This window comes from Streptomyces sp. NBC_01171 (genome assembly GCF_045039805.1).
Classification (GTDB): Bacteria; Actinomycetota; Actinomycetes; order Streptomycetales; family Streptomycetaceae; genus Streptomyces.
Window position 1 is genome coordinate 3,221,317 of the sequence record NZ_CP108609.1, and the last position, 26,674, is coordinate 3,247,990.

The following is a 26,674-nucleotide window of genomic DNA, read 5'->3' on the forward strand; positions in this document are numbered from 1 at the left end:
GTCGGCTGTGACCCGTCTCACCTACCGATTGTTCGGTCGTCGGCGCATTTTGGCTACCGGCCCCCTCAGGCTGTGGACAAACGGTTTTGCACAGCCTGGAATGAGTGCAGGACGTCCACGGCGATGAAGCGGGGGGACATGACACCTGAACAAATGGCCCAGGCGGCGGAGGCGAATGGCGCACTGCCCCCGCCCCGCCCGCTGGACGCCATAGATCAGGAGATCCTCAAGATCCTCCAGGCGGACGGCCGCGCTTCCATACGCTCGGTCGCCGAGCGGGTCCACGTCTCCCGCGCCAATGCCTACGCGCGGATCAACCGGCTGGTCGAGGACGGGGTGATCCGCGGCTTCGGCGCCCGAGTCGACCACGAGCGGGCCGGGCACGGCACCTCGGCGTACATCACGCTGAACATCGTCCAGAACACCTGGCGCACGGTCCGCGAACATCTGCGCCGCCTGCCCGGCGCGTCCCACATGGCGCTGGTCGGCGGCGACTTCGACGTGCTGCTGCTGGTGCACACGCCGGACAACAGGGCGCTGCGGGAGTTGGTGCTCACCCGGCTCCAGTCGATCCCCGAGGTGCTCGGCACCCGCACGCTGCTGGTGTTCGAGGAGGAGGACCTGGAGCCGGACGCGTGACCTCCGCGCGAGGCCCCTACTCCTTGCGCAGCCCGGCGAAGACCAGCCGCACCACCGCGTCGGCCACCTCGCGCCCGCTGGCCCCCCGCGTCTCGGGCCGGTACCACTCCACGATGGAATTGATCATCCCGAAGACCAGCCGGGTCGCCAGCCGGACCTCCACGTCCCCGCGTACGTCCCCGTCCTCGGCGGCCGCCCGCAGCAGGTCGGCCACCCGGTGGTCGAAGTCCCGGCGCCGCTCCAGCGCCCACCGCTCCGCCTCGGTGTTGCCCCGGACGCGCAGCAGCAGCGTCACGTAGGGCAGCTCGGCTATGAGCACCTCGACCATGCGCCGTACGACGTGCTCCAGCCGGTCCACCGGCCGTCCCACGCGCGCGTGCTCCTCGTCGAGGATGGCGAACAGCCCGTCCAGCGCCCGGCTGACGGCCCGGCGCAGCAATTCCTCCTTGCCGCTGACGTGGTGGTAGATCGAGGACTTGGAGATGCCCGCGGCTCTGGAGAGGTGCTCCATGGAGGTGCCGTCGTAACCGCGCTCGTTGAACACCCCCACGGCGACCGAGAGCAGGGTCTCGGGGGTGTAGGTGTCGCGCTTGGCGGTGGTCATGAGGTGCCCTCCCGCTTGTCGGTGGCGTACGCGTGGCGGTAGAGCGCGAGGGACGGCGCGTACCGGCCGGAGGGGTCGCGCAGGTGCAGGTCGTCCAGCAGCTCGTAGGCCCAGCTCCGGCCCAGCCTGCGGCTCCACTCGAAGGGCCCGAGGGGGTAGTTGACGCCCAGGCGCATCGCGGTGTCGACGTCCTCCTCGGTGGCCACGCCCTTGGCGACGGCGTCGTGCGCGAGGTCGACGATACGGGCCACCGTGCGGGCGACGATCATGCCGGGCACGTCCCCGATGACGCTGACGTCCTTGCCGAGCGCCTGGAAGAGGCCGATGGCCTCGGCGAGGGTGCGCGCGGAGGTGTCCTGGGAGGCGGAGAGCGCGATCCGGGTGGCGGCGCGGTAGTCGAGGGCGAGGTCGAAGTAGACGACGTCCCGGAACTCCACGGCGGTCTGGCCGTCGGCGAGGACCAGTTGGCCGCCGCTCGGCAGGGCCAGCCGGCTGCCCTGGTCCTCGTCCTCCTCATGGACGGCGATCCCCGCCTCACGGATCAGCGGGAGCAGCCCGGCGGCCGGGCCGAGGTCGCCCTCGACGGTGACGTGCGCCGGAGGCTTCTCCTTCTCGGCGGTGTGCGGCTCGGGGCGCTCGGCGTCCTCGGCGTAGTCGTACCAGCCCTGGCCGCTCTTGCGGCCGAGCCGCCCGGACTCCACCAGGCGGCGCTGGGCGAGCGAGGGCGCGAAGCGGACGTCCTGGAAGAAGGAGTTCCACACCGAGTGGGTGACGGATTCGTTGACGTCCTGCCCGATGAGATCGGTCAGTTCGAAGGCGCCCATGCGGAAGCCGCCGCTCTCGCGCAGCACCGCGTCGATGGTGGCCGGGTCGGCGCCCTGGGCCTCCAGCACGGCGAACGCCTCGGCGTAGAAGGGCCGGGCGATGCGGTTGACGATGAAGCCGGGGGTGTCCGCGCAGGCCACCGGGGTCTTCCCCCAGGCGCGGGCGGTCTCGTACGCGCGCGTGACGGACGTGACGTCGGTGGCGTACCCGGAGACGACCTCCACCAGGGGCAGCAGCGGGGCCGGGTTGAAGAAGTGCAGGCCCAGGAAGCGGCCGGGGGAGGCGAGCGCGCCGCCGACGGCGGTCACCGACAGGGAGGAGGTGTTGGTGGCGAGCAGGCAGTCCTCGGAGACGATCCCCTCCAGCTCCCGGAACAGCTCCTGCTTGACGTCCAGCCGCTCCAGCACGGCTTCGACGACCAGCGCGCAGTCGGCCAGCTCGCGGAGTTGCTCGACGGGCGTGAGCCGGGCGCGCGCCGCGTCCCGTTCGTCCGCGCCGAGCCGGCCCTTGGCCACGAGGCGGTCGAGGCGGGCGCCGATGGCCTCGGCGGCCTCCCGCGCCCGTCCGGGCACCGCGTCATGGAGCAGGACGGGGTGGCCGGCGGTCAGCGCGACCTGGGCGATGCCCTGGCCCATGGTGCCGGTGCCGACCACGGCCACGGGACTGCTGAGGTCGATAGCTGTCATGTGCGCGATCCTCCCGCACGACGTTGTCCACAGATGCGGCGGACCCCCTTGTCCCGACCGATCGTTCGGTTACTCTAGCCCTGACCGCCCGCAGCCCACCACCGTCCGGCGGAAGGCTTCGCGGGCCGCGCCCGCCGCAACCCTGCCGTCTCTCCAAACCCCCAGGTCACGAGCTCGATGACGAGTTCACGCAGACGAGGAGTTGGTCCCGGATGACCGCCCGACCGACCGCACACGAGCTGATCGCCAAGCACCGCCCCACCCTCGATCAGGCCCTTGAGGCGATCCGCACCCGCGCGTACTGGTCCCCGCACCCCGAGCACCCCAAGGCGTACGGCGAGCACGGCAGCCTGGACGCGGGCGCGGGCAAGGCCGCCTTCGACGCGCTCCTCGGCACCCGTCTCGACCTGGACCAGCCCGGCACGGACGACTGGGTGGGCGGCGAGGTCTCGCCGTACGGCATCGAGCTGGGCGTGAGCTACCCGCACGCCGACCTGGACGTACTGCTCCCCGCGATGCGCGCCGGGCAGGCCGCCTGGCGCGACGCGGGCGCGGAGGCCCGCGCGGCGGTCTGTCTGGAGATCCTGAAGCGGATCAGCGACCGGACGCACGAGTTCGCGCACGCGGTCATGCACACCAGCGGCCAGGCGTTCATGATGGCGTTCCAGGCGGGCGGCCCGCACGCCCAGGACCGCGGCCTGGAGGCGGTGGCGTACGCGTACGCGGAGCAGACCCGCACGCCGGAGACTGCGGAGTGGAGCAAGCCGCAGGGCAAGCGCGACCCGCTGACGCTGACCAAGAGCTTCACGCCGGTCCCGCGCGGCATCGCCCTGATGATCGGCTGCAACACCTTCCCGACGTGGAACGGCTATCCGGGCCTGTTCGCCTCCCTGGCGACCGGCAACGCGGTCCTGGTCAAGCCGCACCCGCGCGCGGTGCTGCCGCTGGCGCTCACCGTCCAGGTGGCCCGCGAGGTGCTGGCCGAGGCCGGGTTCGACCCCAACCTGGTGGCGCTGGCCGCCGAGCGGCCCGGTGAAGGCATCGCCAAGACCCTCGCCACCCGCCCCGAGATCCGCATCATCGACTACACCGGCTCCACCGCCTTCGGTGACTGGCTGGAGACCAACGCCCGCCAGGCGCAGGTCTACACGGAGAAGGCCGGCGTCAACACGGTGATCGTGGAGTCCACCGACGACTACCCGGGCATGCTGGCCAACCTCGCCTTCTCGCTCTCCCTGTACAGCGGCCAGATGTGCACCACCCCGCAGAACCTGCTGATCCCGCGCGAGGGCATCAGCACCAACGAGGGCCACAAGTCCTTCGACGAGGTGACCGGCGACCTCGCCCGCGCCGTCGACGGCCTCCTCGGGGACGACGCCCGCGCCAACGCCCTGCTGGGCGCCATCGTCAACCCCGATGTGAAGGCCCGCCTGGAGGCCGCCGCCGACCTCGGCGAAGTCGCCCTGGCCTCCCGCGAGATCACCAACCCGGACTTCCCGGACGCGGTGGTGCGCACCCCGGTGATCGTGAAGCTGGACGGCGCCAAGCCGGACGACGAGGCCGCCTACCTCGGCGAGTGCTTCGGCCCGGTGTCCTTCGCGGTGGCCGTCGACTCGGTCACCGACGCGGTGGATCTGCTGCGGCGCACCATCCGCGAGCAGGGCGCGATGACGGTCGGCGCCCACACCGTCGACCCTGAGGTCGCGCGGGCCATCGAGGAGGTCTGCCTGGAGGAGCCCGCCCAGCTCTCCCTGAACCTGACCGGCGGGGTGTACGTCAACCAGACCGCCGCCTTCTCCGACTTCCACGGCTCCGGCGGCAACCCGGCGGCGAACGCGGCGCTCACCGACGGCGCGTACGTCGCCAACCGCTTCCGCGTGGTGGAGGTCCGCAGGGAGGCGTAGTCGCGAGGTCAGGCGGTGCGCAGGCTCCAGTGGTACAGCGTCATGGCCACGCTGGTGGCCAGGTTGTAGCTGGAGACCTGCGGCCGCATGGGCAGCGCCAGCAGCCGGTCGGCGCGGGCCCGCAGCGGCGCCGAGAGCCCGCTGCGCTCGGAGCCGAACGCCAGCACGGCGTCGTCAGGCAGCTCGATCCGCCGGATGTCGTCACCCTCGGGGTCGAGGGCGAACAGCGGGCCGGCGGGCAGCTCGTCGACCCCGAGGCGCTCCACCGCGGTGGCGAAGTGCAGCCCCGCCCCGCCGCGCACCACGGTGGGGTGCCAGGGGTCGAGGGTGCCGGTGGTGACCACCCCGGTCGCGCCGAACCCGGCGGCCAGCCGGATCACCGCGCCCGCGTTGCCGAGGTTGCGCGGCTCGTCCAGCACCACCACGGGCGCGGTGCGCGGCATATGGGCCAGCGCCTTGAGGTTGTCCTCACGGGAGGGTCGTACGGCGAGCGCGGCCACGCCGGTCGGGTGCGGGCGGGGCACCAGGGAGGCGTAGACCGCCTGGGGCACCTCCGTCAGCAGCGCGTCCAGCGGGTCCCGGACGTCCCCGGCGAGTTCACCGGCGAGGGCGAGCGTGGCCTCCCGGTCGGTGGTGACCGCCACGGGCACCTCGGCACCGAAGCGCAGCGCGTGCTTGAGGGCGTGGAAGCCGTCCAGCAGCACGGCGTCCCCGGCGCGCTCGCGCCAGCGGTACAGGGGGTCGGTCATGCCCTGAACCCTACGTGGCCCGCGGTGGACTCCTCCGGGGCGCGGGGCGGCGGCACCCGGCCCGTCCCGCCACGTCGTATCAGCCGTCCACGCGCGCGTGCCGCCCAGCCGCCGAGGAGCAGCAGGAAGGCGGTCGGCAGGAAGACGGCGTCCGCCGTGATCATCGCCAGGGAGAAGAAGGGCAGTCCGAGAACGACGGCGATCACCGCGTGCTCGGCCATCATCAGCACCAGCAGGACATTCTTCACCCGCCGGTTGAACAGGGTGAAGGGGAAGGCGACCTGCACCATGACCGTCCCGTAGGTCACGATCATCATGAGGACGCCGCTGGCGGACATCAGGTCGGCGAGGGCGGGCCAGGGGGAGAAGTAGTCCAGGTGCAGCGGGTAGTAGACGGCGGTGCCGTCCTGCCAGCGCGAGCCCTGGATCTTGTACCAGCCGGCCGTGGCGTAGATCAGGCACGCCTCCGCCATGATCACGGCGAGACCGGCGTTGTGCAGCACGTTGGCCAGCACGTCGAGCAGCATCCGGGGCTGCTGCGACCGGGTCCAGCGGCCCGCCGCCCACCACAGGCCGAGCCCGGCCCACGCCGCCCACAGCAGGGCGGGCACCAGCCAGCCGCCGCCGAACCGGCCCGTCACCGCGGCCGTGACCAGCACCGCGCCGGACAGGGCCCACAGCACCGGACCCACCCGGTCGGCGGGAACGCGCTCCCCACGCGCGCGTGCCGCCTCCGCGTGCCCGGCCCGGCGCGCGTCCAGCGACCAGACCTGGCCGCAGCGGGTGACCACGAGATAGAGGGACATCAGGTGCAGCACGTTGTCGCCGCCGTCCCCCATGAACACGCTGCGGTTCTGGAGCGACAGCACCCCCACCATGAACACCACGGCGGCGGTCCGCGTGCGCCAGCCGACCATCAGGGCGGCACTGGCCAGGACCGCCAGGAGGTAGCAGACCTCGAACCAGAGCCGGCTGTCGGACCACATCAGCACCGTGAAGGCGTGGTTGTCGGCGATGAGCTGATGGGCCAGGTTCCAGCTCCAGGGCCCGGCCGGCCCGTACAGCTCCTGGCGGTGCGGGAACTCGCGCAGCAGGAAGAGCAGCCAGGTCCCGGCGAACCCGATCCGGATCACGGCGCTCTGGTAGGGGCCGAGGGCCGCGCCGGTGACGCGTTCGACGCCGTGGGCGAAGGTCTGGGAGAGCCGGTTCATCGCGCACCCGCCTCGGTCTCGTCACCGGTCACCGTCCACCAGGGCAGCACGCGGTAGGCGGGGTTGGCGGAGACCTTCTCCCGGCTCCACTCGGGCGGGGTCACATTGACGGTGCGGGAGCGCACTTGCACGCGCTCGATGGTCCCGGCGCGGTCGATGTCCTCGTCCCGCCGCAGGCGCAGCACCACTATCCGGCGCACGTACTGCTCGGAGAGCGCCCCGCGCACGCCCACGGGCCGGTTGTCGGTGCCGTGGGTGGTGCCGAGGAAGTCCCAGGCGCGGCGCAGCTCGTTCTGCTGGGTGTGGCTGGGCAGCAGGTTGCCGTCGATGGCGGCGCCGTCCCGCGCCGACAGGTCGGTCCAGCCGGTGGTGCGCAGGTCACCGTCCCCGCCCCGGACCTGGGCGCGCACCTGTACGGCGACGTTCTGCTGCAACGGGTTCGGCGCGAACAGTTTCCAGTTCTGCTCGAACTCGGGGTACACCCACCCCTCCACCGCCTTGACGTGCCGCTTGCTCACGGTGTTGGCGGGGGCGAGGCTCAGGAACACCATGCCGAGGTGCACGGCGGCGACGGCCGCCACGACCGCCAGCGCGCCGCCCGCCACGAGCCGGTAGCGGGGGGACAGGGCGGCGAGTCCGGCGCGCGGGGTTGATTCCGCGGCGCCGTCGCCTCCGGTGTTCCCGGGCCCGGTGTCCCCGGGCCCGGTGTCCTCGCTCGGGATGCCGGGGCCGCCCGCGCGACGCGCCCCGGCCGGGCCGCCCGGCCCGCTCAGGGCCTCCGGCTCCTCGTCGTACGCGTCCATCCCCGCCCCGTCCCGCTTCCGCTCCGGCATCGACGCGCCCGTCACGGGGCGCCCCCTGGTGTCGGGCGCCTTTGCTTCCGCTTGGCACCCGCACGGAACGGTACTCAGCCCCACCCGCCCCGCGCAGCCCCGGGCCCCGCCTTCACCACCCGGCTCCGGCCGTCGCACACCGGCCCGGCACCGCCGGGGGAAGCAGACCGGCCACGGAGGTTTTCCACAGGTGCGCGGCATCGTCGTCCACAGCGGTTGACACCCGAGGACGCCCCGGCACACCATTGACACGCACGAACCGAACGATCGGTCGGGACGTGTTTCCGGCAGAGTCCTAGGTCAGGGGGACCGCATGGCCACAGCAGCCGCGCCTCGCACGGACCGCACACCCGCGGACGGCACACCCGGCGCCACCGCGGACACCGCGGCGCACCAACACGCCTTCGACGCGGCGGTGGCCGCCGACGAGCGCATCGAGCCACGCGACTGGATGCCGGACGCCTACCGCGCCACCCTCGTCCGCCAGATCGCCCAGCACGCGCACTCCGAGATCATCGGCATGCAGCCCGAGGCGAACTGGATCACCCGCGCCCCCAGCCTGCGCCGCAAGGCGATCCTGATGGCCAAGGTCCAGGACGAGGCGGGCCACGGCCTCTATCTCTACAGCGCCGCCGAAACCCTCGGCACCAGCCGCGAGGAGCTGCTCGACAAGCTGCACAGCGGCCGCCAGAAGTACTCCTCGATCTTCAACTACCCCACCCTGACCTGGGCCGACGTGGGCGCCATCGGCTGGCTGGTGGACGGCGCCGCCATCACCAACCAGGTCCCGCTGTGCCGCTGCTCCTACGGCCCGTACGCCCGCGCGATGGTCCGCATCTGCAAGGAGGAGTCCTTCCACCAGCGCCAGGGGTACGAGCTGCTGCTCGCCCTGAGCAAGGGCACCCCTGAGCAGCACGCCATGGCGCAGGACGCGGTCGACCGCTGGTGGTGGCCCTCGCTGATGATGTTCGGCCCGCCCGACGACGCCTCGCAGCACTCGGCGCAGTCCATGGAGTGGAAGATCAAGCGCCACTCCAACGACGAGCTGCGCCAGCGCTTCGTCGACATCTGCGTCCCCCAGGCCGAGTCCCTCGGCCTCACCCTCCCCGACCCGGACCTGAAGTGGAACGAGGAGCGCGGGCAGCACGACTTCGGCGCCATCGACTGGACCGAGTTCAAGGAAGTGCTGAAGGGCAACGGCCCCTGCAACGAACAGCGCATCACCCAGCGCCGCCGCGCACACGACGAGGGCGCCTGGGTCAGGGAAGCGGCCGCCGCCCACGCGGCCAAACACGCCGGGAGCACCGGCCGGACAGGAGCGACGCGCGCATGACCCACACCGACTGGCCCCTGTGGGAGGTCTTCGTCCGCTCCCGCCGCGGCCTCTCCCACACCCACGCCGGCAGCCTGCACGCACCCGACGCGGAGCTGGCCCTGCGCAACGCCCGTGACCTCTACACCCGGCGCGGCGAGGGCGTCTCCATCTGGGTGGTCCCGGCCACCGCCGTCACCGCCTCCTCGCCCGACGAGAAGGACCCGTTCTTCGAGCCGTCCGCCGACAAGCCCTACCGGCACCCGACCTTCTACGAGATCCCGGAAGGGGTGAAGCACCTGTGACCGCCACCGTCCCCACCACCGCCGCGCTGGCCCTCGGCGACGACGCCCTGGTGCTCTCCCACCGCCTCGGGGAGTGGGCCGGGCACGCCCCCGTCCTGGAGGAGGAGGTCGCCCTCGCCAACATCGCGCTCGACCTGCTCGGCCAGGCCCGCGTGCTGCTCTCCATGACCGGCGACGAGGACGAGCTGGCCTATCTCCGCGAGGAACGCGCCTTCCGTAACCTCCAGTTGGTGGAGCAGCCGAACGGCGACTTCGCCCACACCATCGTCCGGCAGCTCTACTTCTCCACCTACCAGCACCTCCTGTACGCCGAACTGGCGTCACAGGAAGGCCCGTTCCAGCCGCTCGCCGGGAAGGCGGTCAAGGAGGTCGCCTACCACCGCGACCACGCCGAGCAGTGGACCGTGCGCCTCGGCGACGGCACCGAACTCAGCCACGACCGGATGAGCCGGGCCTGCGACGCACTCTGGCGCTTCACCGGCGAGATGTTCCAGCCGATCCCCGGCGTGGACGTCGACTGGGTCGCGCTGGAGGCGAGTTGGCTCGCCTCCGTCACGGACGTGCTCGGGCGCGCCACCCTGACGGTGCCCGAGGGCCCCCGCACAGGCGCGTGGGCGGCGGGCGCGGGCCGACAGGGCCTGCACACCGAGCCGTTCGGGCGGATGCTCGCCGAGATGCAGCACCTGCACCGCAGCCATCCGGGGGCGTCATGGTGACCGCCACCGCGCTGGAGACGGAACTGCTGGAGCTGGCCGGCTCGGTGCCCGACCCCGAACTCCCCGTGCTCACCCTGCACGAGCTGGGCGTCGTGCGCGCGGTGCACCTCACCGGCACCGGCGCGGTCGAGGTGGATCTCACCCCGACCTACACCGGCTGCCCGGCGGTGGAGACGATGAGCGCGGACATAGAGCAGGTCCTGCGCGCCCACGGCATGCGGGAGGTGACCGTCCGCAGGGTCCTCGCCCCCGCCTGGTCCACGGACGACATCACCCCCGAGGGCCGCCGCAAGCTCCAGCAGTCCGGCATAGCCCCGCCGCGCACCCAGCACGCCGCTGGTCCCGTCACCCTCACCCTGGGCCCGACCCGCACCGGGCCCGCCGGGGAAGCTCCGACCGGGACGGCACCGGAGGCCATCCGCTGCCCGCACTGCGACTCCGCCGACACCGAGCTGCTGAGCCGCTTCTCCTCCACGGCCTGCAAGGCGCTGCGCCGGTGCCTCGCCTGCCGTGAACCCTTCGACCACTTCAAGGAGTTGTGATGGCACGCTTCCACCGGCTCCGGGTGGCCGAGATCGACCGGCTGACCGACGACTCGGTCGCCGTCACCTTCACCGTGCCGCCCGAGCTGCGCGAGGAGTACCGGCACCGGCCGGGCCAGCACCTCACCCTGCGCCGCCGTGTCGACGGCGGGGACATCCGCCGCACCTACTCCATCTGCTCCCCGGCCCCCGACCCGGCCGGGCCCGGCCCGGGCACGCTGCGGGTGGGGGTGCGGCTGGTCGACGGGGGCGCGTTCTCGACGTACGCGTTCAAGGAGATCACGGCCGGGGACGAGCTGGAGGTGATGACCCCGGCCGGACGCTTCACCCTGGACCCGGCGCCGGGTCTCTTCGCGGCCGTCGTGGGCGGCAGCGGCATCACGCCGGTGCTGTCGATCGCCGCCACGCTGCTGGCCCGCGAGCCGGGCGCGCGGTTCTGCCTGATCCGGGCCGACCGTACGGCCGCCTCGACCATGTTCCTGGAGGAGGTGGCCGACCTGAAGGACCGTTACCCGGAGCGGTTCCAGTTGGTGACGGTGCTCTCCCGCGAGGAACAGCAGGCGGGCCTGCCCTCCGGGCGCCTCGACCGGGACCGGCTCACCGGGCTGCTGCCCGCGCTGCTCCCGGTGGACCAGGTGAAGGGCTGGTTCCTGTGCGGCCCCTACGGCCTGGTGGAGGACGCCGAACGGGCCCTGCGGGGTCTGGGCGTGGACCGCTCCGGCATCCACCAGGAGATCTTCCACGTGGACGGCGGCACCGCCCCGGCCACCACCGCACCGGCAGCCGCCCACAGCACGGTCACCGCCCGCCTCGACGGCCGGGGCGGCAGTTGGCCGGCCCAGCAGGGCGAGTCCCTCCTGGACACCGTCCTGCGCAACCGCCCCGACGCCCCCTACGCCTGCAAGGGCGGCGTCTGCGGCACCTGCCGCGCCTTCCTGGTCTCCGGCGAAGTCCGCATGGACCGCAACTTCGCCCTGGAACCCGAGGAAACCGAAGCGGGCTACGTCCTGGCCTGCCAGTCCCACCCCATGACAGAGAAGGTGGAGGTGGACTTCGACCGGTGAGCGGGGTGTCTAGATCACAACCCCGGCCTGCCCCGCGTCGGTCACCACGGGGCGGCCCGTGGCCTCCCAGTGCTTCATCCCGCCGTCGACGTTCACCGCGTCGATGCCCTGCTGGACGAGGTACATGGTGACCTGGGCGGAGCGGCCGCCGGAGCGGCAGATGACGTTGACGCGGCCGTCCTGGGGGGCGGCCTCGGTCAGCTCGCCGTAGCGGGCGACGAACTCGCTGATCGGGATGTGCAGCGCCCCCTCGGCATGACCGGCCTGCCACTCGTCGTCCTCGCGGACGTCCAGCAGGAAATCGCCGTCCTTGAGGTCCGTGACCTCGACCGTGGGCACACCAGCTCCGAAACTCATGCCCCCGACGCTACCCGAAGCGCCGCACGCGACGCCCGGCGTCACTCCTGCGTCAGCAAGGCCGCGAGGTCGGACTCGCGGCGGGCGATGTCGCCGTGCAGCCGTTCGGCGATCTCGGTGAGGAGGCTGTCGGGATCGTCCGGGGCGAGGCGGAGCATGCCGGCGATGGCGCCGTTCTCCAGTTCCCGGGCGACCAGGGTGAGGAGTTCCTTGCGCTGGGCGAGCCACTCCAGACGGGCGTACAGCTCGTCGCTGGGACTGGGCTGCCGCTCGGGCGGCACCGGGCCGGCCGCCCACTCCGCGGCGAGTTCCCGGAGCAGGGCCTCGTCACCGCGGGCGTAGGCCGCGTTGACGCGGGTGATGAACTCCTCGCGGCGAGTGCGCTCGGCGTTCTCCTGGGCGAGGTCGGGGTGGGCCTTGCGGGCGAGGTCGCGGTAGAGCTTGCGTACCTCCTCGCTGGGACGCACCCGCTGCGGCGGCCGCACCGGCTGGTCGGTGAGCATCGCGGTGGCCTCCGGGAAGAGGCCCTGGCCGTCCATCCAGCCGTGCAGCAGTTCCTCGACACCGGGGATGGGCGACAGGTTGGCGCGGGCTTCGGCGGCGCGCCGGATGTCCTCGGGGTCCTGGGTACGGGCGGCCCGCGCCTCGGCGATCGAGGCGTCCAGCTCCTCGATGCGGGCGTACAGCGGCCCGAGCCGCTGTTCGTGCAGCCGGGCGAAGTTCTCGACCTCGACGCGGAAGGTCTCCACGGCGATCTCGAAGTCGATCAGCGCCTGCTCGGCGACCCGGACGGCCTTTTCCAGCCGTTCCTCGGGCCGCGGCGACTGGGACTGCTCGGTCTGCTCAGCTTCCGGGGTCGTCACCCGACCAGCCTAGGCCACGCCCACAAGGGCCTACCGCGACGGAACGGAACGACCGGCCCGACTCGCCGTCTCCGCCTAAGGACCCGTCTCCGGGCAAGCAGCCGGAACCCACTCGGCCACCAGGTCCCGGCACGCCACCACCAGCCGGCCGGGACGGCAGGCCACCTCATGAGTACAGCCACCCGGCAGCGGCAGGATCTCGTCGAGGATCACATCGCCCAGCGAGGCCGGATCGCACACGTCCAGCACGTCCGACTGGAAGCGGGACACCCCGGTGTAGCGGACCAGCAGGTCCTCCTCGTGCCGGAAGCAGTTGTGCCGGAAGCGGATCTCGACATCACCCTCGGCCGTGCGGTGGACCCGCGTGGGCAGCAGGTCGCGGACACATCGCTTGGCCTCGGGGTCGTAGTGCGCCGGGTCGGTGGCGAAGGCTCGGGCGCCGGGTGGCAGTCCGGCGGCGATGCCGGGCAGCCGGGCGAGATAGGGACGGGGATCGGCGAGCACGGGCTCCTCGCTGCCACCGCCACGGAGCTCGACGTACTTCATCTCACCACCCCGGGCATCCTTTTCCCCACCACGGCGGCCGGCCCGCTCTTCCCCGCATCCCCGCTCACACCCCCGTCTCCGCCGCGATCCGCCCGGAGCGCACCGCCTCCACCAGGCGCGCGTGGTCGGCCTCGGTGAGGTCGGCGTAGGCGGTGGCGAAGTCGGCCACGGCGTCGTCCAGCTCCTCGTTCTTGCCGCAGTACCCGGCGATGAGCCGGGGGTCGGCGCTGTGGGAGTGGGCGCGGGCCAGCAGGGCACCGGTCATCCGGCCGTAGTCGTCGACCTGGTCGGGCGCGAGGGCGGCCGGGTCGACGCTGCCCTTGCGGTTGCGGAACTGCCGTACCTGGAAGCCCCGTCCGTCGACCGTGGTCCAGCCCAGCAACATGTCGCTGACCACCTGCATCCGCTTCTGCCCGAGGACCACGCGCCGTCCCTCGTGCTCGGCGGCCGGCACCGGGAAGCCCGCGATGGCCAGATGCGGGGCGAGCGCGGAGGGCCGGGCCTCCTTCACCTGGAGGACGAGCGGCTCCCCGCGATGGTCGAGGAGCAGCACGACGTAGGACCGGGTGCCCACGCTGCCGGTGCCGACGACGCGGAAGGCGACGTCCTGCACCGCGTACCGCGCGAGCAGCGGCAGCCGGTCCGCGCCGAGCGTCGACAGATACGGCTCCAGCGAGGCGGCGACCGCGGCGGCCTCGGCGTCCGGGACCCGGCGCAGCACCGGGGGCGCGTCGACGAAGCGGCGCCCGCCGTCCTCGCACTCCTCGGTCGACCTGGCGGCGAAGCGGCCGCTGGTGTTGGCCCGCGCCTTCGCCGAGACCCGCTCCAGGGTGCCGAGGAGGTCGTGGGCGTCGGTGTGGGAGACGAGTTCCTCGTCCGCGATGGCGTTCCAGGCGTCCAGCGCGGGCAGCCTGGCCAGCAGCCGCATGGTGCGCCGGTACGCGCCGACGGCGTCCCGCGCGGCCGCGTGACAGGTCTCCTCGTCGGCCCCCGCCGCCCGCCCGGCCAGCACCAGGGAGGCGGCCAGCCGTTTGAGGTCCCACTCCCAGGGGCCGTGCACCGTCTCGTCGAAGTCGTTGAGGTCGATGACCAGACCGCCGCGCGCGTCCCCGTACAGACCGAAGTTGGCCGCGTGGGCGTCGCCGCAGAGCTGGGTGCCGATGCCGGTCACCGGGGTACGGGCCAGGTCGTACGCCATGAGGCCGGCCGAGCCGCGCAGGAAGGCGAAGGGGGAGGCGGCCATGCGGCCCACCCGTATCGGGGTCAGCTCGGGAAGGCGACCCGCGTTGGACTCCTCGACCGCGGCCACCGCGTCCGGACGCGCGTCGTCCACCACGAGGTCCCGGTGGGCATCGCGGGGTACGTCGGCCCGCAGCGCCTTGCCCTGATGCTTGGCGGACCCGGCCGGCGGCCACTGCGCGAACCCGCGCAGCCTCGGCACCCTGCCCACCGGCCTCATCTCGGCCGGCTCCACCCCGGCTCCGGCCACCACGACCGCCTCCCCCGCACACCCGACGCCCCCGCACGAGCGCCTCGAACATCAACTCGTGCCGAAGGTACATGCGGTGGCCGAAACGCGTCAGACCCTGTGGACAACTCACCACTTGTGGACCTCCACGGCGGGCGCTCCGCGCCCCTACTGCGCCGACACCCCCTCCCGCTCCGGCGCCGGCAGCCGCCGGCAGGCCGCGATGAACAGCAGCCAGCCCACCACCGACGCGAGCGCGAAGGCGAGGATCGAGTTCCACAGGCCCAGCCGCCCGCCCAGCAGGCCGCCGAGGAAGGCGCCGATCGGCAGCGTCCCGTAGGTGAGCATCCGGTACGCGGCCGTCGCCCGCCCGAGCACCTCGGTCGGGATCACCGACTGCCGGAAGGCGACGACATGGACGTTGTAGATGGTCAGCCCGAACCCGTAGACCGCGAACGTCAGCGTCGCCAGGGTGAAGTTCCACCCCGAACCGGGCCCGGTCGGCAGCAGCAGCAGGGGCGCCAGGGACGAGGCGCTGCTGGCCAGGATCAGAATGCCGGGGAAGCCGAAGCGGTTCCCGGCGCGACGGGCCACGAACGCCCCGGCCAGCGACGCGATGCTGCCGAAGGCGAGCACGAAGCCGACGCCGCCCGCGTCCATGCCCAGCTCCTTCACCGCGTAGACCAGGAACAGCGTGAGGATCGCCTGCTCGCACAAGTTGAACCAGCCCGCCCGCATGCTGAGCACCCGCAGGGTGCGGTCCCGCCACAGCAGCCTGACCCCGGTGAGCAGGTCGGCCGCGCGGGGCCGACCCGTCGAGGACCGCTCGCGGGGCGGCTCGCGGTGCCGGATGAGCAGCATGGTGACGAAGGCCGCCAGGTAGGCGACGACGTTCGCCAGGATCGCCAGCCACGCGCCGAGCGCCCTGATCAGCAGACCGCCGACACTGGAGCCGCCGATCTGGGCGACGGAGTACGAGCCCTGCAGCTTGCTGTTGGCGTCCACCAGATCGCGCTGGGGCACCAGCGCGGGCAGGTAGGCCAGGTAGGCCACGTCGAACACCGAGGTGCCGGCGCCCACCACGAAGGCGATCAGACACAGGGTCGGCACGGTCAGGGTGTCGGTGAGATACAGCACCGGCACCACGGCGAGCGCCACCGCCCGCGCCAGGTTGGCCACGAGAAGGACCAGCCTGCGGTCGAACATGTCGATCACCAGGCCCGCGAACGGGGTGACGCACAGCGCGGGCAGGTACTGCATCCCGGCGACGAGCCCGACCTCGGCCGAACTCGCCCCCAGGGTGCTCAGCAGCAGCATGGGCAGCGCGAGCTGCGTGACCTGCGCGCCGATCGCGGCGACCGTCTCCCCCGACCACAGCTTGAGGAAGTCCCGGTTGCGCCACAGCCCTCCCCGGACCTTCTCCGTACCGGGTGGCACCCGGTCCTCCGGTTCGCTCTCCGTCGGCCGCTCGGCCGGTGCACTAGTCACCTCGGTAGACCTCCGTGCCCTGATCCAGCGCCGCGAGCGCGGCCGAGACCTCCTCGCGCGTACCGGCGAAGAGCGCGTAGCCGAGACGGTCCTCGGGACCGCGCGGCACCCGGTGCACCGTGCCCTCACCGGCGGAGTACCGCAGCTCGCGCAGGGTGCCGAGCAGCGGGGGGCGCGAGGCGTTCGCCAGCGTCACCGGGTGGGTGAACGGGGTGACGCCGTCCCCGACGAAGCAGCGGATGGCCGCACACTCCGCCGCGGGCTCCGAGGGGCGAATCCGCTGTCCCGCCACCGCCGCCAGCTCCGCGAGGTTGATGTTCCAGCCGGTGGCCAGTTCCACCAGCCGCGGTATCTGGCCGCCGGCGGGGCGCCCGGCCACCTCCATCAGGACGGGCCCCTCCTCGGTCATCCGGAACTCCGCGTGACACACGCCCGCCTCCATGCCGAGGGCGTCCAGCGCGGCCCTCGTCGCGGCGGCCAGCGCCTCGCGGTCCGCGTCCGGCAGCACCGCGGGGACCACATGGCCCAGCTCGACGCAGTACGGCGGCCGGGTCAGATGCTTCTCGGTGACCGCGAGAACCTCGGTGTCCCCGGGCGCCCAGGTGACCGCCTCGACGCTGTACTCCTTGCCACGCACATAGCGGTCCACCGCCACCCGGCCGCTCGCCGACAGCGTGGCGGCCGACCGGAAGGCGACGGCGAGTCCGTCCGGGCCGGTGACGACCTGGACGCCGCCGCTGCCGCCGTAGTCGGTCGGCTTGACCACGAGCGGGAACCGGCCCTCGGCCAGTTCCTCGCACTCCTGGAGCGTGCGGGCGACCCCGAGCTGGGGGGTGGGCAGCCCCTCCTGCCGCAGCCGGCCGTGCATCAGGCCCTTGTCCCGGAAATGGCCCGCGGGCATCCGGGTCCCCGGGACGCCGAGCTTGCGCGCGACCTCGCGGGCGATGTCGGTGGACAGCTCCTCCCAGCACAGGACCGCGTCCCAGGTGAAGTCGGCCGAACTCGCCTCCTCCAGCATGGAGTCGACCGAGAAGCGGTCGCCCGCCCGCCACCAGTCGCACAGGTTGACCGGGATGCGGTGCGGAAGATCGATCACCCCGACGAAGTGCCCCGCGTCACGCAGCGACTTGAGCCCGAAGTCCTTGTTGTCGCCCAGACCGGCGATCAGCACCCTCACCGCGTGCCCGCCTTGGCGCCGAAGACCTCGAAGCCCTGCTCGAGCTGCCGGGCGGCGGACTCGACGGAGCAGCGCAGCAGTCCGGCGGCGTCCAGCTCCTTCAGCCAGCGCTTGCCCGCCTCCAGGTCGCCGATGGTGGTGACCAGCTGCATCCGGTCGGTGTTGACGAAGCACCGGTTGGTGGGCCGGCGCGCGGTCACCTTCATCACCTCGGCGCCCTCGGGGTGAGCGGGCACCTCCACACCGGGGATCTCGGTGGAGGGCAGCTCGATCGTGACCGCGCGGGTCTCCACCTCCGGCAGGGCCTCGCCGAGCGCGGTCGCGGTGAACACGGCGTGCGGGTCGGTTCCGGTGCCCGTCAGCCCCAGGTCGGACAGACCGCCGAGTCGCGGGTTGATCTCCAGGACGACGATGTCGTCACCGACGACCGCGAAGTCGATCTGCCACGGCCCGAACGGGGCGAAGTTGTCCTGGATGTCGGTGAGGAACTCCTCCAGCCGCGCCGCCGCGCCCGAGGGCATCTCGTACGGTGTGATCCGCGCCCGCAGCGAGGGGTTGAGGCCGTCGTCCAGCGGTCCCATCGAGACCACCGGCCAGCGCATGAGCGTCCCGCCGGAGCTGATCAGCTCGATACCCGTCTCGGTCCCCCGCTCGAAGGACTGCACGATCGCCGGGAAGGCGAGCCCCGCCGCCAGGACGGCGTCCAGCTCCTCCTGGGAGGAGGCGTGGAAGCGTCCGTCACCGGCCTGGGCCTGGGCCTCCTTGATGACGAGCGGGAAGCCCACCTCGGCCGCGGCGGCGGTGACCTGGTCGGCGTCGGCGCAGACCGCGCCCGCCGGGACCGGCCAGCCCCGCTCCACGGCGGTCCGGTGGAGCGCCACCTTGTCGCAGGCGACCTCGGCGAACTCGGCGGAGTGGGCCACGAACCGGCCGTTCCAGCGGGCGGCCGCACGACCGTAGACGATCGGCAACTGCTCCTGACCGTGCGCGTAGGGGTTGGCGATCGCCACGTCGGGGCGCTCGGCCTCCAGGACGGCGACGACGTCGTCCGCCGTCCAGTCGAGGTCCATCAGCTTGACCTCGACGCCCTCGTTGTCGAACTCCGAGGCCGCGTCGAACTCGACGGCCGAGTAGACGACGATGTCGGTGTAGCCGCGGTCCCGCAGGACCGGCAGGAAGCGAGCGATCTTGTACTCGCCGAAGAGCAGGGCTTTCTTCATCGGTTGCTCCAGTGGGTGAAGAGGGACGGAAGAGGGACGGGAGAGGGGACGAGAAGACGGTCCGGGGCCGGGAGCGGCCCTCAGGCGGAGAGCGGCTCACCCCGTACGGCGGTGGCCTCGGCCAGCTTGAGCAGGCGCGCGTCGATCTCCGCGACGTCGGCGCCGGTGGCGATCACATAGCCGGCCCGGCCGAGGAACTGGCGGGGCGGCAGGCGGAGTTCGGTGCCGGGGTCGCTGACCCTGCGTACCTCGTGCACCCACGGTTCGCCGACGAGGGCGGCCGGTGCCTCGATGTCGTCGAAGGTGAGGTCCGCCTCGGGGTACAGGAACCGGATGCCGACCAGACGGTCAGGCTCGGCGATCGGCTCGGGGACGCGTCCCGTGGCGACGGTGCCGAGGACGCGGCCGATGGACAGGCCCGGCGCGGCGAGTTCGGCCAGGTGCGGGATGAGGTCGCCGCCGAGACGTCCGTTGACCTCCACCACCTTCGGGCCGTCCGGGGTGAGCATCAGCTCGGTGTGGGTGATCGTGCGGTCGGTGCCGAGAGCCAGGTTGGCGGCGATCACCACCTCGCGGACCCGCGCCTCGGTGCCGGGATCGAGCACCCGCCCGACGACATGGGCGACCTCCTCGAAGTACGGCGGGTAGTCGGTGCGCTTCGCGGCGATCGAGAAGGGCACGACCCGGCCGTCGAGCACCCAACTGTCCACGGCGATCTCGGGACCGGTCAGGAACTCCTCCACGAGCACGAGTCCGTCGTCGATGGACGGGCTCTCGGAGTCCCGCACCGCGGCGAACGCCCGGCGCAGTTCGTCCTCGGAGCGCACGATCGTCACCCCGACACTGGCCGCGCGGCCCCGCGGTTTGAGCACGACGGGATAACCGATGTCCTCGGCCGCGCCCACCGCCTCCGCCGCCGAGCCCACCAGGGCGAACCGCGCGGAGGGAACCCCCGCCGCCCGGAACCGGTCCCGCTGGCGCGCCTTGTCCCGGCAGGCCCGCGCGGACTCCACCGGCATGGCGGGCACCCCGAGCCGGGCCGCCAGCTCGGCGACGGGTGTCAGCAGGGACTCCTCCCAGGTGACGACGCCGGCGATGCGGCGGCCGGCCGCCAGTTCCTCGGCGGCGGCGAACAGCGCGGCCTCGTCGTGGACATCGGCCCGGCGGTGGTCGGCCAGGTAGGGCAACTGCCAGTCCAGCGGGGACGGACCGATCATGACGAGGGGGAAGGCCTCCGCGAGGCCGCGCAGCGCGTACTCGCGGAAGTGCCGGTATCCCGAGCCGATGACAAGAACACTTTCCTTCACGTGGTCACTCCTCGTGGGTGGCGTGGCGAGGCCGACGGGTGCGGCCGGACGGTCAGCGGAGGGCGCGCTGCGCCTCGACGATCAGCCGGCCGCTGTCGTCGGGTGCGGCCCGCCGCTGGAGCCAGGCCGACGCGGACGGGAACTGCACGGCCAGGGCGCACTTCAGCCGCAGGCCGAGCGGAGCGATGTTGACTTCGCCCCGGTCGCCCTCGACAGCCCGGAGCACCGCCTCCGCCACCTGGTCCGGAGTGACGGGACGCGCCCCGCGCGGCAGCGGGGCCCCGGTCCGGGCGAACATGCCGGCCTCGCTGACGAAGCCCGGCTGGACCAGCGAGACCCCGACGCCCGCCGGGCGCAGGTCCAGCCGCAGGGCGTGGGCGAACCCGCGCAGCCCGAACTTGGAGGCGGTGTACAGCGAGGAGGACGGAGTGGCCGCCTTGCCCGACATCGAGCCCACGAACGCCAGGTGTCCGCGGCCCTCCTCGGTCATCGCCGGCACGAGCAGCCGGGCCAGCAGCGCGACGGAGCCCAGGTTCACCGCCAGCGCCCGCTCGATCTGCCCGGGCGTGTACTCCAGCAGGTCACCGCTTGCGGGCAGCGCCGCGTTGGCCACCAGGACACGCACGTCCGCGCAGGCGTCCGCCAGCTCGGTGACCTGGCGCGGGTCCGCCAGGTCGGCGGCCACCCAGCGGGCACCGAGCGGCTCGGCCAGCTCGCGCAGCGCGTCGGGGTCGCGGCCGGTGAGGACCAGCGCGGCGCCCGCCCGCGCCAGACGCCGGGCCAGGACGCGCCCGACACCCCCGGTGGCACCGGTGACGAGGACGGTCTCTCCTGCGATCTTCATCGGACTGCTCCAGGGGATGCGGGCGTGGGCGGGGGCGGGTCGGCTGCTGTGGTCACCAGCGGTCGTGCACCTGGGCGCGGACGCGCCGGTCGTACAGCTCACGGAGCTGGTCCAGGAGCGGTCGCGACAGCGGGCCCAGGGAGCCGACGGCCGCGTTCGCACGGGCCTGGGCGACCGAACTGGCGCCCGGGATCACGGTGGTGACGCCGTCCTGCTGGGTGACCCAGCGCAGGGCGAGCTGCGCGGGGGTGATCCCGTCGGGTGCCAGCCCGGTGAACTCGGCGGCCGCCGCGACACCGGTGGCGTAGTCGACCCCGGAGAAGGTCTCGCCCACGTCGAACTGCTCGCCGTGGCGGTTGTACGCGCGGTGGTCCTCGGCCGCGAACACGGTGTCCTCGCGGAACTTCCCGGACAGCAGCCCGGAGGCCAGCGGCACACGGGCGATGACCCCGACACCCGCCTCCCGTGCGGCCGGCAGCACCCGGTCCAGCGGCTTGCGCCGGAAGACGTTCAGGATGATCTGCAGCGAGGCCACGTGGGGCCGGGCGAGGGCGGACAGCGCCTGGTCGCAGGTCTCCACGCTCACGCCGTACGACGCGATCCGGCCCTCGTCGACGAGCGCGTCCAGGGCGTCGAAAACGGCGTCGGAGGCGAACACCGAGTCCGGCGGGGTGTGGAGCTGCACCAGGTCGAGCGTGTCCATCCCGAGGTTCTCCCGCGAACGGTCGGCCCAGGCCCGGAGGTTCTCCAGGGTGAAGGCCGCCGGTTCCTGCGGGCCGCGCCGGCCGAACTTGGTGGCCACGGTCGGGCGTTCGCCGGGTGAGGTGCCGAAGTCCCGGAGGAAGCCGCCGATGATCCGTTCGCTGCGGCCGTCGCCGTAGACGTCGGCGGTGTCGATGAAGTCGACGCCGCTCTCCACGGCCGTCTCCAGGATGGCCCGGGCGTCGCCCTCGTGGACGTGGCTCCAGCCGTCGCCGAACTGCCAGGTGCCCAGCCCGACGACGGACACCTTCCGCCCGGTCGTGCCCAGAAGTCGCTTCTCCATGTCATGCCCCTTGGTCGCGTTGCGGGAAGAGCGCGTCGACGACGTCGTTGCCGAACTTGCCGCCCGGGTCGGCCTTGTGCCGCAGCTCCCCGAAGTCCGCCGCCCGGGGGTAGCGGGCGAGGATCGCCGGGGCGGGCATCGCCGTGAGCTTGGCCCAGTGCGGCCGGGCGCCCAGCGGCACCAGTGCCTCCTCGACGTCGGCGATCACGGGGGCCACCCGGCCCGGGTCCTTGACCCAGGTGAAGTGGAAGGCCACCGAGTCCTGTCCGTACGCCGGGCTCAGCCACAGGTCGTCGCCGCGCACGGTCCGTACCTCGCCGACCTGCAGCACCGGGGCGAGGACTCCGCCCAGCCCGCGCAGCGCCGCGAACGCGGCCGGCGCGGCGGAGCGCGGCAGGAAGTACTCGGACTGCAGCTCGTCCCCGAGCAGGGGTGCGGTGCCGGTGCGGATGTGCGGGAGCCGCTCGTGCCACGGTCCGGGCACCCCCAGTTGGGCGGTGCAGGGCGCCGGGTCCGTCCCCGGTACCGGGTTCAGCGGGCCGTCCGCCCGGGTGCCGAGGGCGGGTTCCGGGGCGGGGCGGTCGGTGCGCCGCTTCAGCCACAGGTTCGCCTCGTCCTGCCAGGTGGTGAACACGCTCACGCTGTAGGCGGCCCCGAAGACCTCGTCGAACCGGTCCGGCACCGCATCCAGCGGAACCCCGACCCGGACCGACTGGGCCACCTCGAAGGACGGCTCCATCTCCAGGGTCACCCTGACGATCACGCCGAGCGCGCCGAGGGACACCACGGACCCGGAGAAGGTGTCCCGGTCCATGTCCCGGCGCAGCCGCACCAGGTCGCCGTCCGGTCCGACCAGTTCCAGACCGGTGACCGCGGCGGCGAGGCTGCCGACCGTGTCGCCGGAGCCGTGGGTCCCGGTGGCGACGGCCCCCGCGACGGTGATGTCGGGCAGCGAGGCCAGGTTGGCCAGGGCGAAGCCCTGCCGGTGCAGCGCGTCGGCCACTTCGGCGTAGCGCATGCCCGCGGAGACGGTGACGGTGCGGGTGTGCGGGTCGACGTCGACGGCCCGGGGAAGTCCGTCGAGCCGTACGACGGTGCTCGCCGGGGACAGCACACCGCTGAAGGAGTGGCAGGTGCCGGTGGCCCGGACCCGTTCGCTCTCCGCGACGGCCCTGCGCAGGGCGTCGACGGTCTCCGGGCGGACGACCCTGGACGCGCCGAAATCGATGGTGCCGGCCCAGTTCCTCATACGGCGCCCGCCAGTGCGGTCCGGTCCCGGTCGAGCATGTCGTCGGCGCGCACGAAGGTGTAGCCGCGGTCCAGCAGGCCCTCGATGATCGGCGGGAGCGAGGCCACGGTGGCCGAACGGTCGCCGCCCCCGTCGTGCAGCAGCACGACGGAGCCGGGGCGGACCTCGGCCAGCACGTCCCGCGCGATCGCGTCGGCCTCGCGCATCGCCCAGTCGTCCGGGGCGACGTCCCACAGCACGGTGGTGGTGTCGAACTCGGCCAGGCGGCTGAGCACTTCGGGCGTACGCGACCCGTAGGGCGGCCGGAACAGCCGGGGCGCGTCGCCCCCGCATGCCTCGGCGATGGCCTCGTCGGTGCGGTCGATCTGCTCGGCGAGCTGGGCCCCGGTCAGTTCCGGCAGGAACGGGTGCGACCAGGTGTGGTTGCCGATGGCGTGTCCCTGCTCGCGCATCCGCACCAGTTCACCGGCGTATCCCCGCACATGGATGCCGCAGCAGAAGAACGTGCCCGGTACGCCGTACCGCTCCAGGATGTCGAGCACCTGCCCGGTGTACGGCGGCAGGGGGCCGTCGTCGAAGGTGAGGGCCACCGTGCGGCTCTCGCCGTCGCCGTGACTGAACAGGCGTCCCGCCGCGATCATCTGACGGTCGGCGGCGGCCGCCCCGGCTATCCAGCCGGCGAGTTCGCCCTCCCGGCCGGTCTGCGTGCCCCGGTGGCGCTGGAGCCGCACCAGGTCACCCTCGTCGCGCAGGGCGGCCCGGGCCAGTGCCTCCGCCGGGACCGCGCCGAACAGGGGGCGCTCGGGCAGCAGCCGTGCGTCGGCGCGGTACACCCGGACGCCCGCGGCCATCAGCCGGCCGTCCAGCGTGCCGTTGGTGCTGTCGACCACCACGGTGTTCGGTCCGGTCAGCCCCCTCAGCCTGCCGACCAGCTCGCCGGCCCGGTGCGACGGAAAGTCGGTGGGCGTCAGGACGTCCCGGCCGTCACCGTCCACCACGGCGAGCCGGTAACCGCCCTCGTGCCAGGAGATTCCCGTGTACAGCATGCGTCGTCCCCCTACTCGGGCTTCACGTAGTCGCTGAAGTGACGCTCGGAGAACAGGTCGGGCCACTCGGGGCCGCCCAGGCGCCGGTGCCGCGCGCGGGCGAGCATCTCGCGCCAGTACGGCTTGACCGGCGGCCACAGCGTCCCGGCCTGGCAGTAGGAGGCGTCGACGAAGTACCGCGGACGGCCCGGGTAGTCCGGCTTCGCCCGGCGGGCGTGGAACAGCGCGGAGTGGACGAGCACGGTGGAGCCGGGGGGCAGGTCCTCGAGGTAGACCTCGCCCGGCAGCTCCTCGGTGCCCAGGTGGCCGCGGGCGTCCTTCTCCGCGATCTCCCGGTGCGAGCCGGGCAGCAGGGCGAGACCGGCCATGTCCGGGTCCATGCCGTCGAGGTAGTGCAGCGTGTGAACCATGGAGTAGGTGCGCTCGGACTGCACCCGCTGCTCGTAGTCGTGGTGCCAGGGCTTGCCGGGCAGGTCGGGCGCGTGCCGGTCGCTGTGCATGTGGTGGAAGGCGAAGCGGGGCCCCATCAGTTGCTCGATGATTCTCAGCAGCGGCTGGTGGGCGAGGAGTTCACCATGTGCGGGCAGGTCGAGTTCCATGACCTCCGGCACCCCGTGGGTTTCGGGGGCCAGCACGGCGGCGATGGACCGGGCCCGCAGGCCGGTGTCGACCCAGCGGTCGACCTCGGGCTTGAGCCTGGCCACCAGGTCGGCGGGGAGAAATCCCGGCAGTACGAGGAAGCCGGACCGTTCGAACTGCGCCCTCCGTTCGTCGTCCAGCCGAGACTGCTGGCGGGGTATGTGAAGCGTCTGCACGGACACGGAAAAACAGCTCCGTTCTGGTCAGGGAACCTCGGCGCTTGGGCTGGGGTTGCCAAGCCTTGGACAGACTTGACAACATTCGAAGGCAATGCTGGCAATCAAGCGGAATCCATGGTTCTGGAACCGGCTGGTCAGCAGTGCGGTGCGAAGAAAGGTTTCTGCGGATACGGGCGCGCCCTACGGCCAGTCGATGCCGCCGTCGGCCTCACCGGCGCCGGCCGCGGCCACGTGGGTGGGCTGCGGGGCGGGCCAGTCGATGGAGTCGAGCGTGACGCCCGCGGCCGCGGCGAGGAAGACCGCACAGAACGTAACGAAGCGGACGGAGTGCTTGATCACGCGCATGACTGTCCTTATGACTCGGAATGCGGGGATCGGCCCCCCGCCTTGCCAAGGAACGTACCGAGCGGGCGAACCGCTTGGCAAGGGTTGCCAAACTATTGATCATGTTGATCTTGATCGCGTTGCTGAGACCTCTTAATTCGTGGAGAAATAGAGGCATAGCTTTGTCAAAGAGGCTGCCTGGAGTAGGCTCTGCCTTGTCTGGCCGGGCCCAGGACGACGTGGGGACAGGCGGGGGCTACCCACGTGCGCCACCGGCCGGATCCCCCTATCCGTCGACATGGCTGGGATTTCGCGTGCAGCAGCCCCAATTCGGCCGTCGGCTCAGGCAACTGAGGACCGAACGCGGCCTGTCGCAGTCCGCCCTCGCCGGGGACGGCATGTCCACCGGCTATCTCTCGCGACTGGAATCCGGTGCCCGGAAGCCGACCGAGCGGGCGGTCGACTACCTGGCAGAGCGCCTCGGCATCGAGCCTGGCGCGTTCGAGGAACCGAGCAAGAAGTCGTTCCTCCAGGCCCTCACCATCGCCGCCTCCGCGAACAGCGAGGAGTTCAACGACGAGCTGAGCGAACTGCTGGAGAGCTCCGGTGTCGAAGACCCCGTGCTGCGCTGGCACGGCTTCTGGCTGGTGGCGCAGCGCCGTCTGCAACAGGGCAGGCACGACGAGGCGCGCGGTCACCTGGAGGAGGCCGTCCGCATCGCCGACGACCTCGACATCCCCGAGCTGCGATGCCGCGCCCGTACGCAGTTCGCCCGCTGTCTGCGTTCCCTCGGAGAGGTCAGCGCCGCGCTGTCCGTCGCCGAGCAGGCGTACCGGCTCAGCCGGGGAGCCGACCTGTCGGCCCAGGAAGTCGGGGCCGCGCTGCTGGCCCTGATCTCCTGCGAGGCCGAAGCCGGCCGGCTCCCGGACGCCCGCGCCCACAGCGAGGAACTGCTGGAAGTGGTGGGCGACCGCGCGGACGTGCTGGGTGCCGAGGCCCACTGGGCCTCCGCGACCGTCCGGGTCCGGCAGGGTGACTACGAGGGCGCGCAGAAGCTGCTGGGCCAGGCCCTGGACCGGCTTTCGAGCCACGAGAACCTGCTGCTGTGGGTCCGGCTGCGACTCGCGGCGGCCTCCCTGTCCCTGCAGTCGCACCCGCCGCTGGTCGAACGGGCGGCGGAGCTGCTGGCCGAGGTGGAACCGGCGGTCGTGCTGGTCGGTACCGAGGTGTCCCGCCAGGAGCTCGCCACCCTCAAGGCCCACCTGGCCCAGCACCAGGGCCGGCCGGACGAGGCGCTCCGGATCATCCGGGAGATGCGGAAGGAGCCGCTGCTCATCACCCACCGGGACCTGATCCGGCTGCGCATCCTGGAGGCGCAGCTCATGATCGGTTCCGGGGAAACGGCCGAGGGCGTCCAGCAGTTGCGGCAGCTCGCCGAGGAGACCCAGCGCGAGGCCAACATCGATCTGGCCGCCGAGGCATGGCGGCTGCTGGCCCAGTCGCTCACGCCGCAGGCCGCCGAGAGCTGACCG

The 26,674-nt window shown here is 72.5% G+C and carries 27 protein-coding genes; 8 read left to right on the forward strand and 19 right to left on the reverse strand.

Translation table 11 applies throughout. From position 1 onward, the window contains the following. The first annotated feature begins 138 nt into the window (after positions 1–138). On the forward strand, positions 139–639 hold the full coding sequence (locus OG448_RS14755) for an Lrp/AsnC family transcriptional regulator (protein ID WP_405554174.1): 501 nt from the start codon (positions 139–141) through the stop codon (positions 637–639). A 16-nt stretch (positions 640–655) separates the two neighbouring features. Here OG448_RS14755 and OG448_RS14760 read toward each other — a convergent pair whose 3' ends face one another. Together OG448_RS14760 and OG448_RS14765 are read right to left on the reverse strand one after the other, a co-directional pair. Continuing rightward, entirely contained in the window at positions 656–1,243 is a 588-nt protein-coding gene (locus OG448_RS14760) for a TetR/AcrR family transcriptional regulator (protein ID WP_405554175.1), read from the reverse strand. Beyond that, the gene (locus OG448_RS14765; RefSeq protein ID WP_405554176.1) at positions 1,240–2,754 is read right to left on the reverse strand and encodes a 3-hydroxyacyl-CoA dehydrogenase; all 1,515 of its coding nucleotides are present in this window, start codon (positions 2,752–2,754) and stop codon (positions 1,240–1,242) included. Before OG448_RS14765 ends, OG448_RS14760 begins: the two co-directional genes overlap by 4 nt. A gap of 212 nt (positions 2,755–2,966) precedes the next feature. Between OG448_RS14765 and paaN the strand changes: the two genes are divergently transcribed. Further along, positions 2,967–4,658 (forward strand): phenylacetic acid degradation protein PaaN, encoded by a 1,692-nt coding sequence (gene paaN, locus OG448_RS14770; RefSeq protein WP_405554178.1) that lies wholly within the window; start codon positions 2,967–2,969, stop codon positions 4,656–4,658. 8 nt (positions 4,659–4,666) lie between these two features. On the opposite strand, the gene OG448_RS14775 is transcribed toward paaN, so the two are convergent. The 3 genes from OG448_RS14775 to OG448_RS14785 are packed head-to-tail and all read right to left on the reverse strand — an operon-like array spanning position 4,667 to position 7,421. Beyond that, positions 4,667–5,407: a TrmH family RNA methyltransferase gene (locus OG448_RS14775; protein ID WP_405554180.1), complete on the reverse strand. Its 741-nt coding sequence runs from the start codon at positions 5,405–5,407 to the stop codon at positions 4,667–4,669. After that, entirely contained in the window at positions 5,404–6,618 is a 1,215-nt protein-coding gene (locus OG448_RS14780; RefSeq protein ID WP_405554182.1) for an HTTM domain-containing protein, read from the reverse strand. Before OG448_RS14780 ends, OG448_RS14775 begins: the two co-directional genes overlap by 4 nt. Continuing rightward, positions 6,615–7,421, reverse strand: a complete 807-nt coding sequence (locus OG448_RS14785; protein WP_405558809.1) for a DUF5819 family protein — start codon at positions 7,419–7,421, stop codon at positions 6,615–6,617. Before OG448_RS14785 ends, OG448_RS14780 begins: the two co-directional genes overlap by 4 nt. Before the next feature lie 343 nt (positions 7,422–7,764). Between OG448_RS14785 and paaA the strand changes: the two genes are divergently transcribed. Genes paaA through paaE form a run of 5 tightly spaced genes read left to right on the forward strand, consistent with a single transcriptional unit; the run spans position 7,765 to position 11,390 of the window. Then, a complete protein-coding gene (gene paaA / locus OG448_RS14790) occupies positions 7,765–8,784 on the forward strand; it encodes a 1,2-phenylacetyl-CoA epoxidase subunit PaaA (protein ID WP_405554184.1) in 1,020 nt (339 codons plus the stop codon). After that, positions 8,781–9,068: a 1,2-phenylacetyl-CoA epoxidase subunit PaaB gene (gene paaB, locus OG448_RS14795; RefSeq protein ID WP_030805879.1), complete on the forward strand. Its 288-nt coding sequence runs from the start codon at positions 8,781–8,783 to the stop codon at positions 9,066–9,068. Before paaA ends, paaB begins: the two co-directional genes overlap by 4 nt. Next, a complete protein-coding gene (gene paaC, locus OG448_RS14800; RefSeq protein ID WP_405554186.1) occupies positions 9,065–9,784 on the forward strand; it encodes a 1,2-phenylacetyl-CoA epoxidase subunit PaaC in 720 nt (239 codons plus the stop codon). The genes paaB and paaC overlap by 4 nt, the downstream gene beginning before the upstream one ends. After that, entirely contained in the window at positions 9,778–10,326 is a 549-nt protein-coding gene (paaD, locus tag OG448_RS14805) for a 1,2-phenylacetyl-CoA epoxidase subunit PaaD (RefSeq protein WP_405554188.1), read from the forward strand. The genes paaC and paaD overlap by 7 nt, the downstream gene beginning before the upstream one ends. Then, on the forward strand, positions 10,326–11,390 hold the full coding sequence (gene paaE, locus OG448_RS14810) for a 1,2-phenylacetyl-CoA epoxidase subunit PaaE (RefSeq protein ID WP_405554189.1): 1,065 nt from the start codon (positions 10,326–10,328) through the stop codon (positions 11,388–11,390). The genes paaD and paaE overlap by 1 nt, the downstream gene beginning before the upstream one ends. A gap of 9 nt (positions 11,391–11,399) precedes the next feature. On the opposite strand, the gene OG448_RS14815 is transcribed toward paaE, so the two are convergent. The 14 genes from OG448_RS14815 to OG448_RS14880 form a co-directional block, all read right to left on the reverse strand. After that, positions 11,400–11,729 (reverse strand): rhodanese-like domain-containing protein, encoded by a 330-nt coding sequence (locus OG448_RS14815; protein WP_405558811.1) that lies wholly within the window; start codon positions 11,727–11,729, stop codon positions 11,400–11,402. 59 nt (positions 11,730–11,788) lie between these two features. After that, positions 11,789–12,610 (reverse strand): hypothetical protein, encoded by an 822-nt coding sequence (locus OG448_RS14820; RefSeq protein ID WP_405554191.1) that lies wholly within the window; start codon positions 12,608–12,610, stop codon positions 11,789–11,791. Positions 12,611–12,685: 75 nt separating this feature from the next. Beyond that, positions 12,686–13,156: a hypothetical protein gene (locus OG448_RS14825; protein ID WP_405554193.1), complete on the reverse strand. Its 471-nt coding sequence runs from the start codon at positions 13,154–13,156 to the stop codon at positions 12,686–12,688. A gap of 64 nt (positions 13,157–13,220) precedes the next feature. Further along, positions 13,221–14,615: a DUF2252 domain-containing protein gene (locus OG448_RS14830; RefSeq protein ID WP_405558813.1), complete on the reverse strand. Its 1,395-nt coding sequence runs from the start codon at positions 14,613–14,615 to the stop codon at positions 13,221–13,223. Positions 14,616–14,792: 177 nt separating this feature from the next. Then, the gene (locus OG448_RS14835; protein ID WP_405554195.1) at positions 14,793–16,112 is read right to left on the reverse strand and encodes an MFS transporter; all 1,320 of its coding nucleotides are present in this window, start codon (positions 16,110–16,112) and stop codon (positions 14,793–14,795) included. Further along, the gene (locus OG448_RS14840) at positions 16,105–17,289 is read right to left on the reverse strand and encodes an acetyl-CoA carboxylase biotin carboxylase subunit family protein (protein ID WP_405554197.1); all 1,185 of its coding nucleotides are present in this window, start codon (positions 17,287–17,289) and stop codon (positions 16,105–16,107) included. Before OG448_RS14840 ends, OG448_RS14835 begins: the two co-directional genes overlap by 8 nt. Next, positions 17,286–18,509 (reverse strand): RimK family alpha-L-glutamate ligase, encoded by a 1,224-nt coding sequence (locus OG448_RS14845; RefSeq protein WP_405554199.1) that lies wholly within the window; start codon positions 18,507–18,509, stop codon positions 17,286–17,288. The genes OG448_RS14840 and OG448_RS14845 overlap by 4 nt, the downstream gene beginning before the upstream one ends. Before the next feature lie 80 nt (positions 18,510–18,589). Continuing rightward, on the reverse strand, positions 18,590–19,816 hold the full coding sequence (locus OG448_RS14850; protein WP_405554200.1) for an ATP-grasp domain-containing protein: 1,227 nt from the start codon (positions 19,814–19,816) through the stop codon (positions 18,590–18,592). Positions 19,817–19,868: 52 nt separating this feature from the next. Next, complete coding sequence (locus tag OG448_RS14855) at positions 19,869–20,660, reverse strand: SDR family NAD(P)-dependent oxidoreductase (protein WP_405554202.1); 792 nt, start codon at positions 20,658–20,660, stop codon at positions 19,869–19,871. A gap of 52 nt (positions 20,661–20,712) precedes the next feature. After that, positions 20,713–21,705, reverse strand: coding sequence for an aldo/keto reductase (locus OG448_RS14860; protein ID WP_405554204.1), 993 nt, complete (start codon positions 21,703–21,705; stop codon positions 20,713–20,715). A 1-nt stretch (position 21,706) separates the two neighbouring features. After that, positions 21,707–22,954: an FAD-binding protein gene (locus OG448_RS14865; protein ID WP_405554206.1), complete on the reverse strand. Its 1,248-nt coding sequence runs from the start codon at positions 22,952–22,954 to the stop codon at positions 21,707–21,709. After that, on the reverse strand, positions 22,951–24,000 hold the full coding sequence (locus tag OG448_RS14870; RefSeq protein WP_405554208.1) for a polysaccharide deacetylase family protein: 1,050 nt from the start codon (positions 23,998–24,000) through the stop codon (positions 22,951–22,953). Before OG448_RS14870 ends, OG448_RS14865 begins: the two co-directional genes overlap by 4 nt. A gap of 11 nt (positions 24,001–24,011) precedes the next feature. Beyond that, positions 24,012–24,821, reverse strand: coding sequence for a phytanoyl-CoA dioxygenase family protein (locus OG448_RS14875; protein WP_405554209.1), 810 nt, complete (start codon positions 24,819–24,821; stop codon positions 24,012–24,014). 177 nt (positions 24,822–24,998) lie between these two features. Then, on the reverse strand, positions 24,999–25,157 hold the full coding sequence (locus OG448_RS14880; RefSeq protein ID WP_405554211.1) for a hypothetical protein: 159 nt from the start codon (positions 25,155–25,157) through the stop codon (positions 24,999–25,001). 299 nt (positions 25,158–25,456) lie between these two features. On the opposite strand from OG448_RS14880, the gene OG448_RS14885 reads away from it, so the two are divergent. Next, entirely contained in the window at positions 25,457–26,671 is a 1,215-nt protein-coding gene (locus OG448_RS14885; RefSeq protein WP_405554213.1) for a helix-turn-helix domain-containing protein, read from the forward strand. The last annotated feature ends 3 nt before the right edge of the window (positions 26,672–26,674 follow it).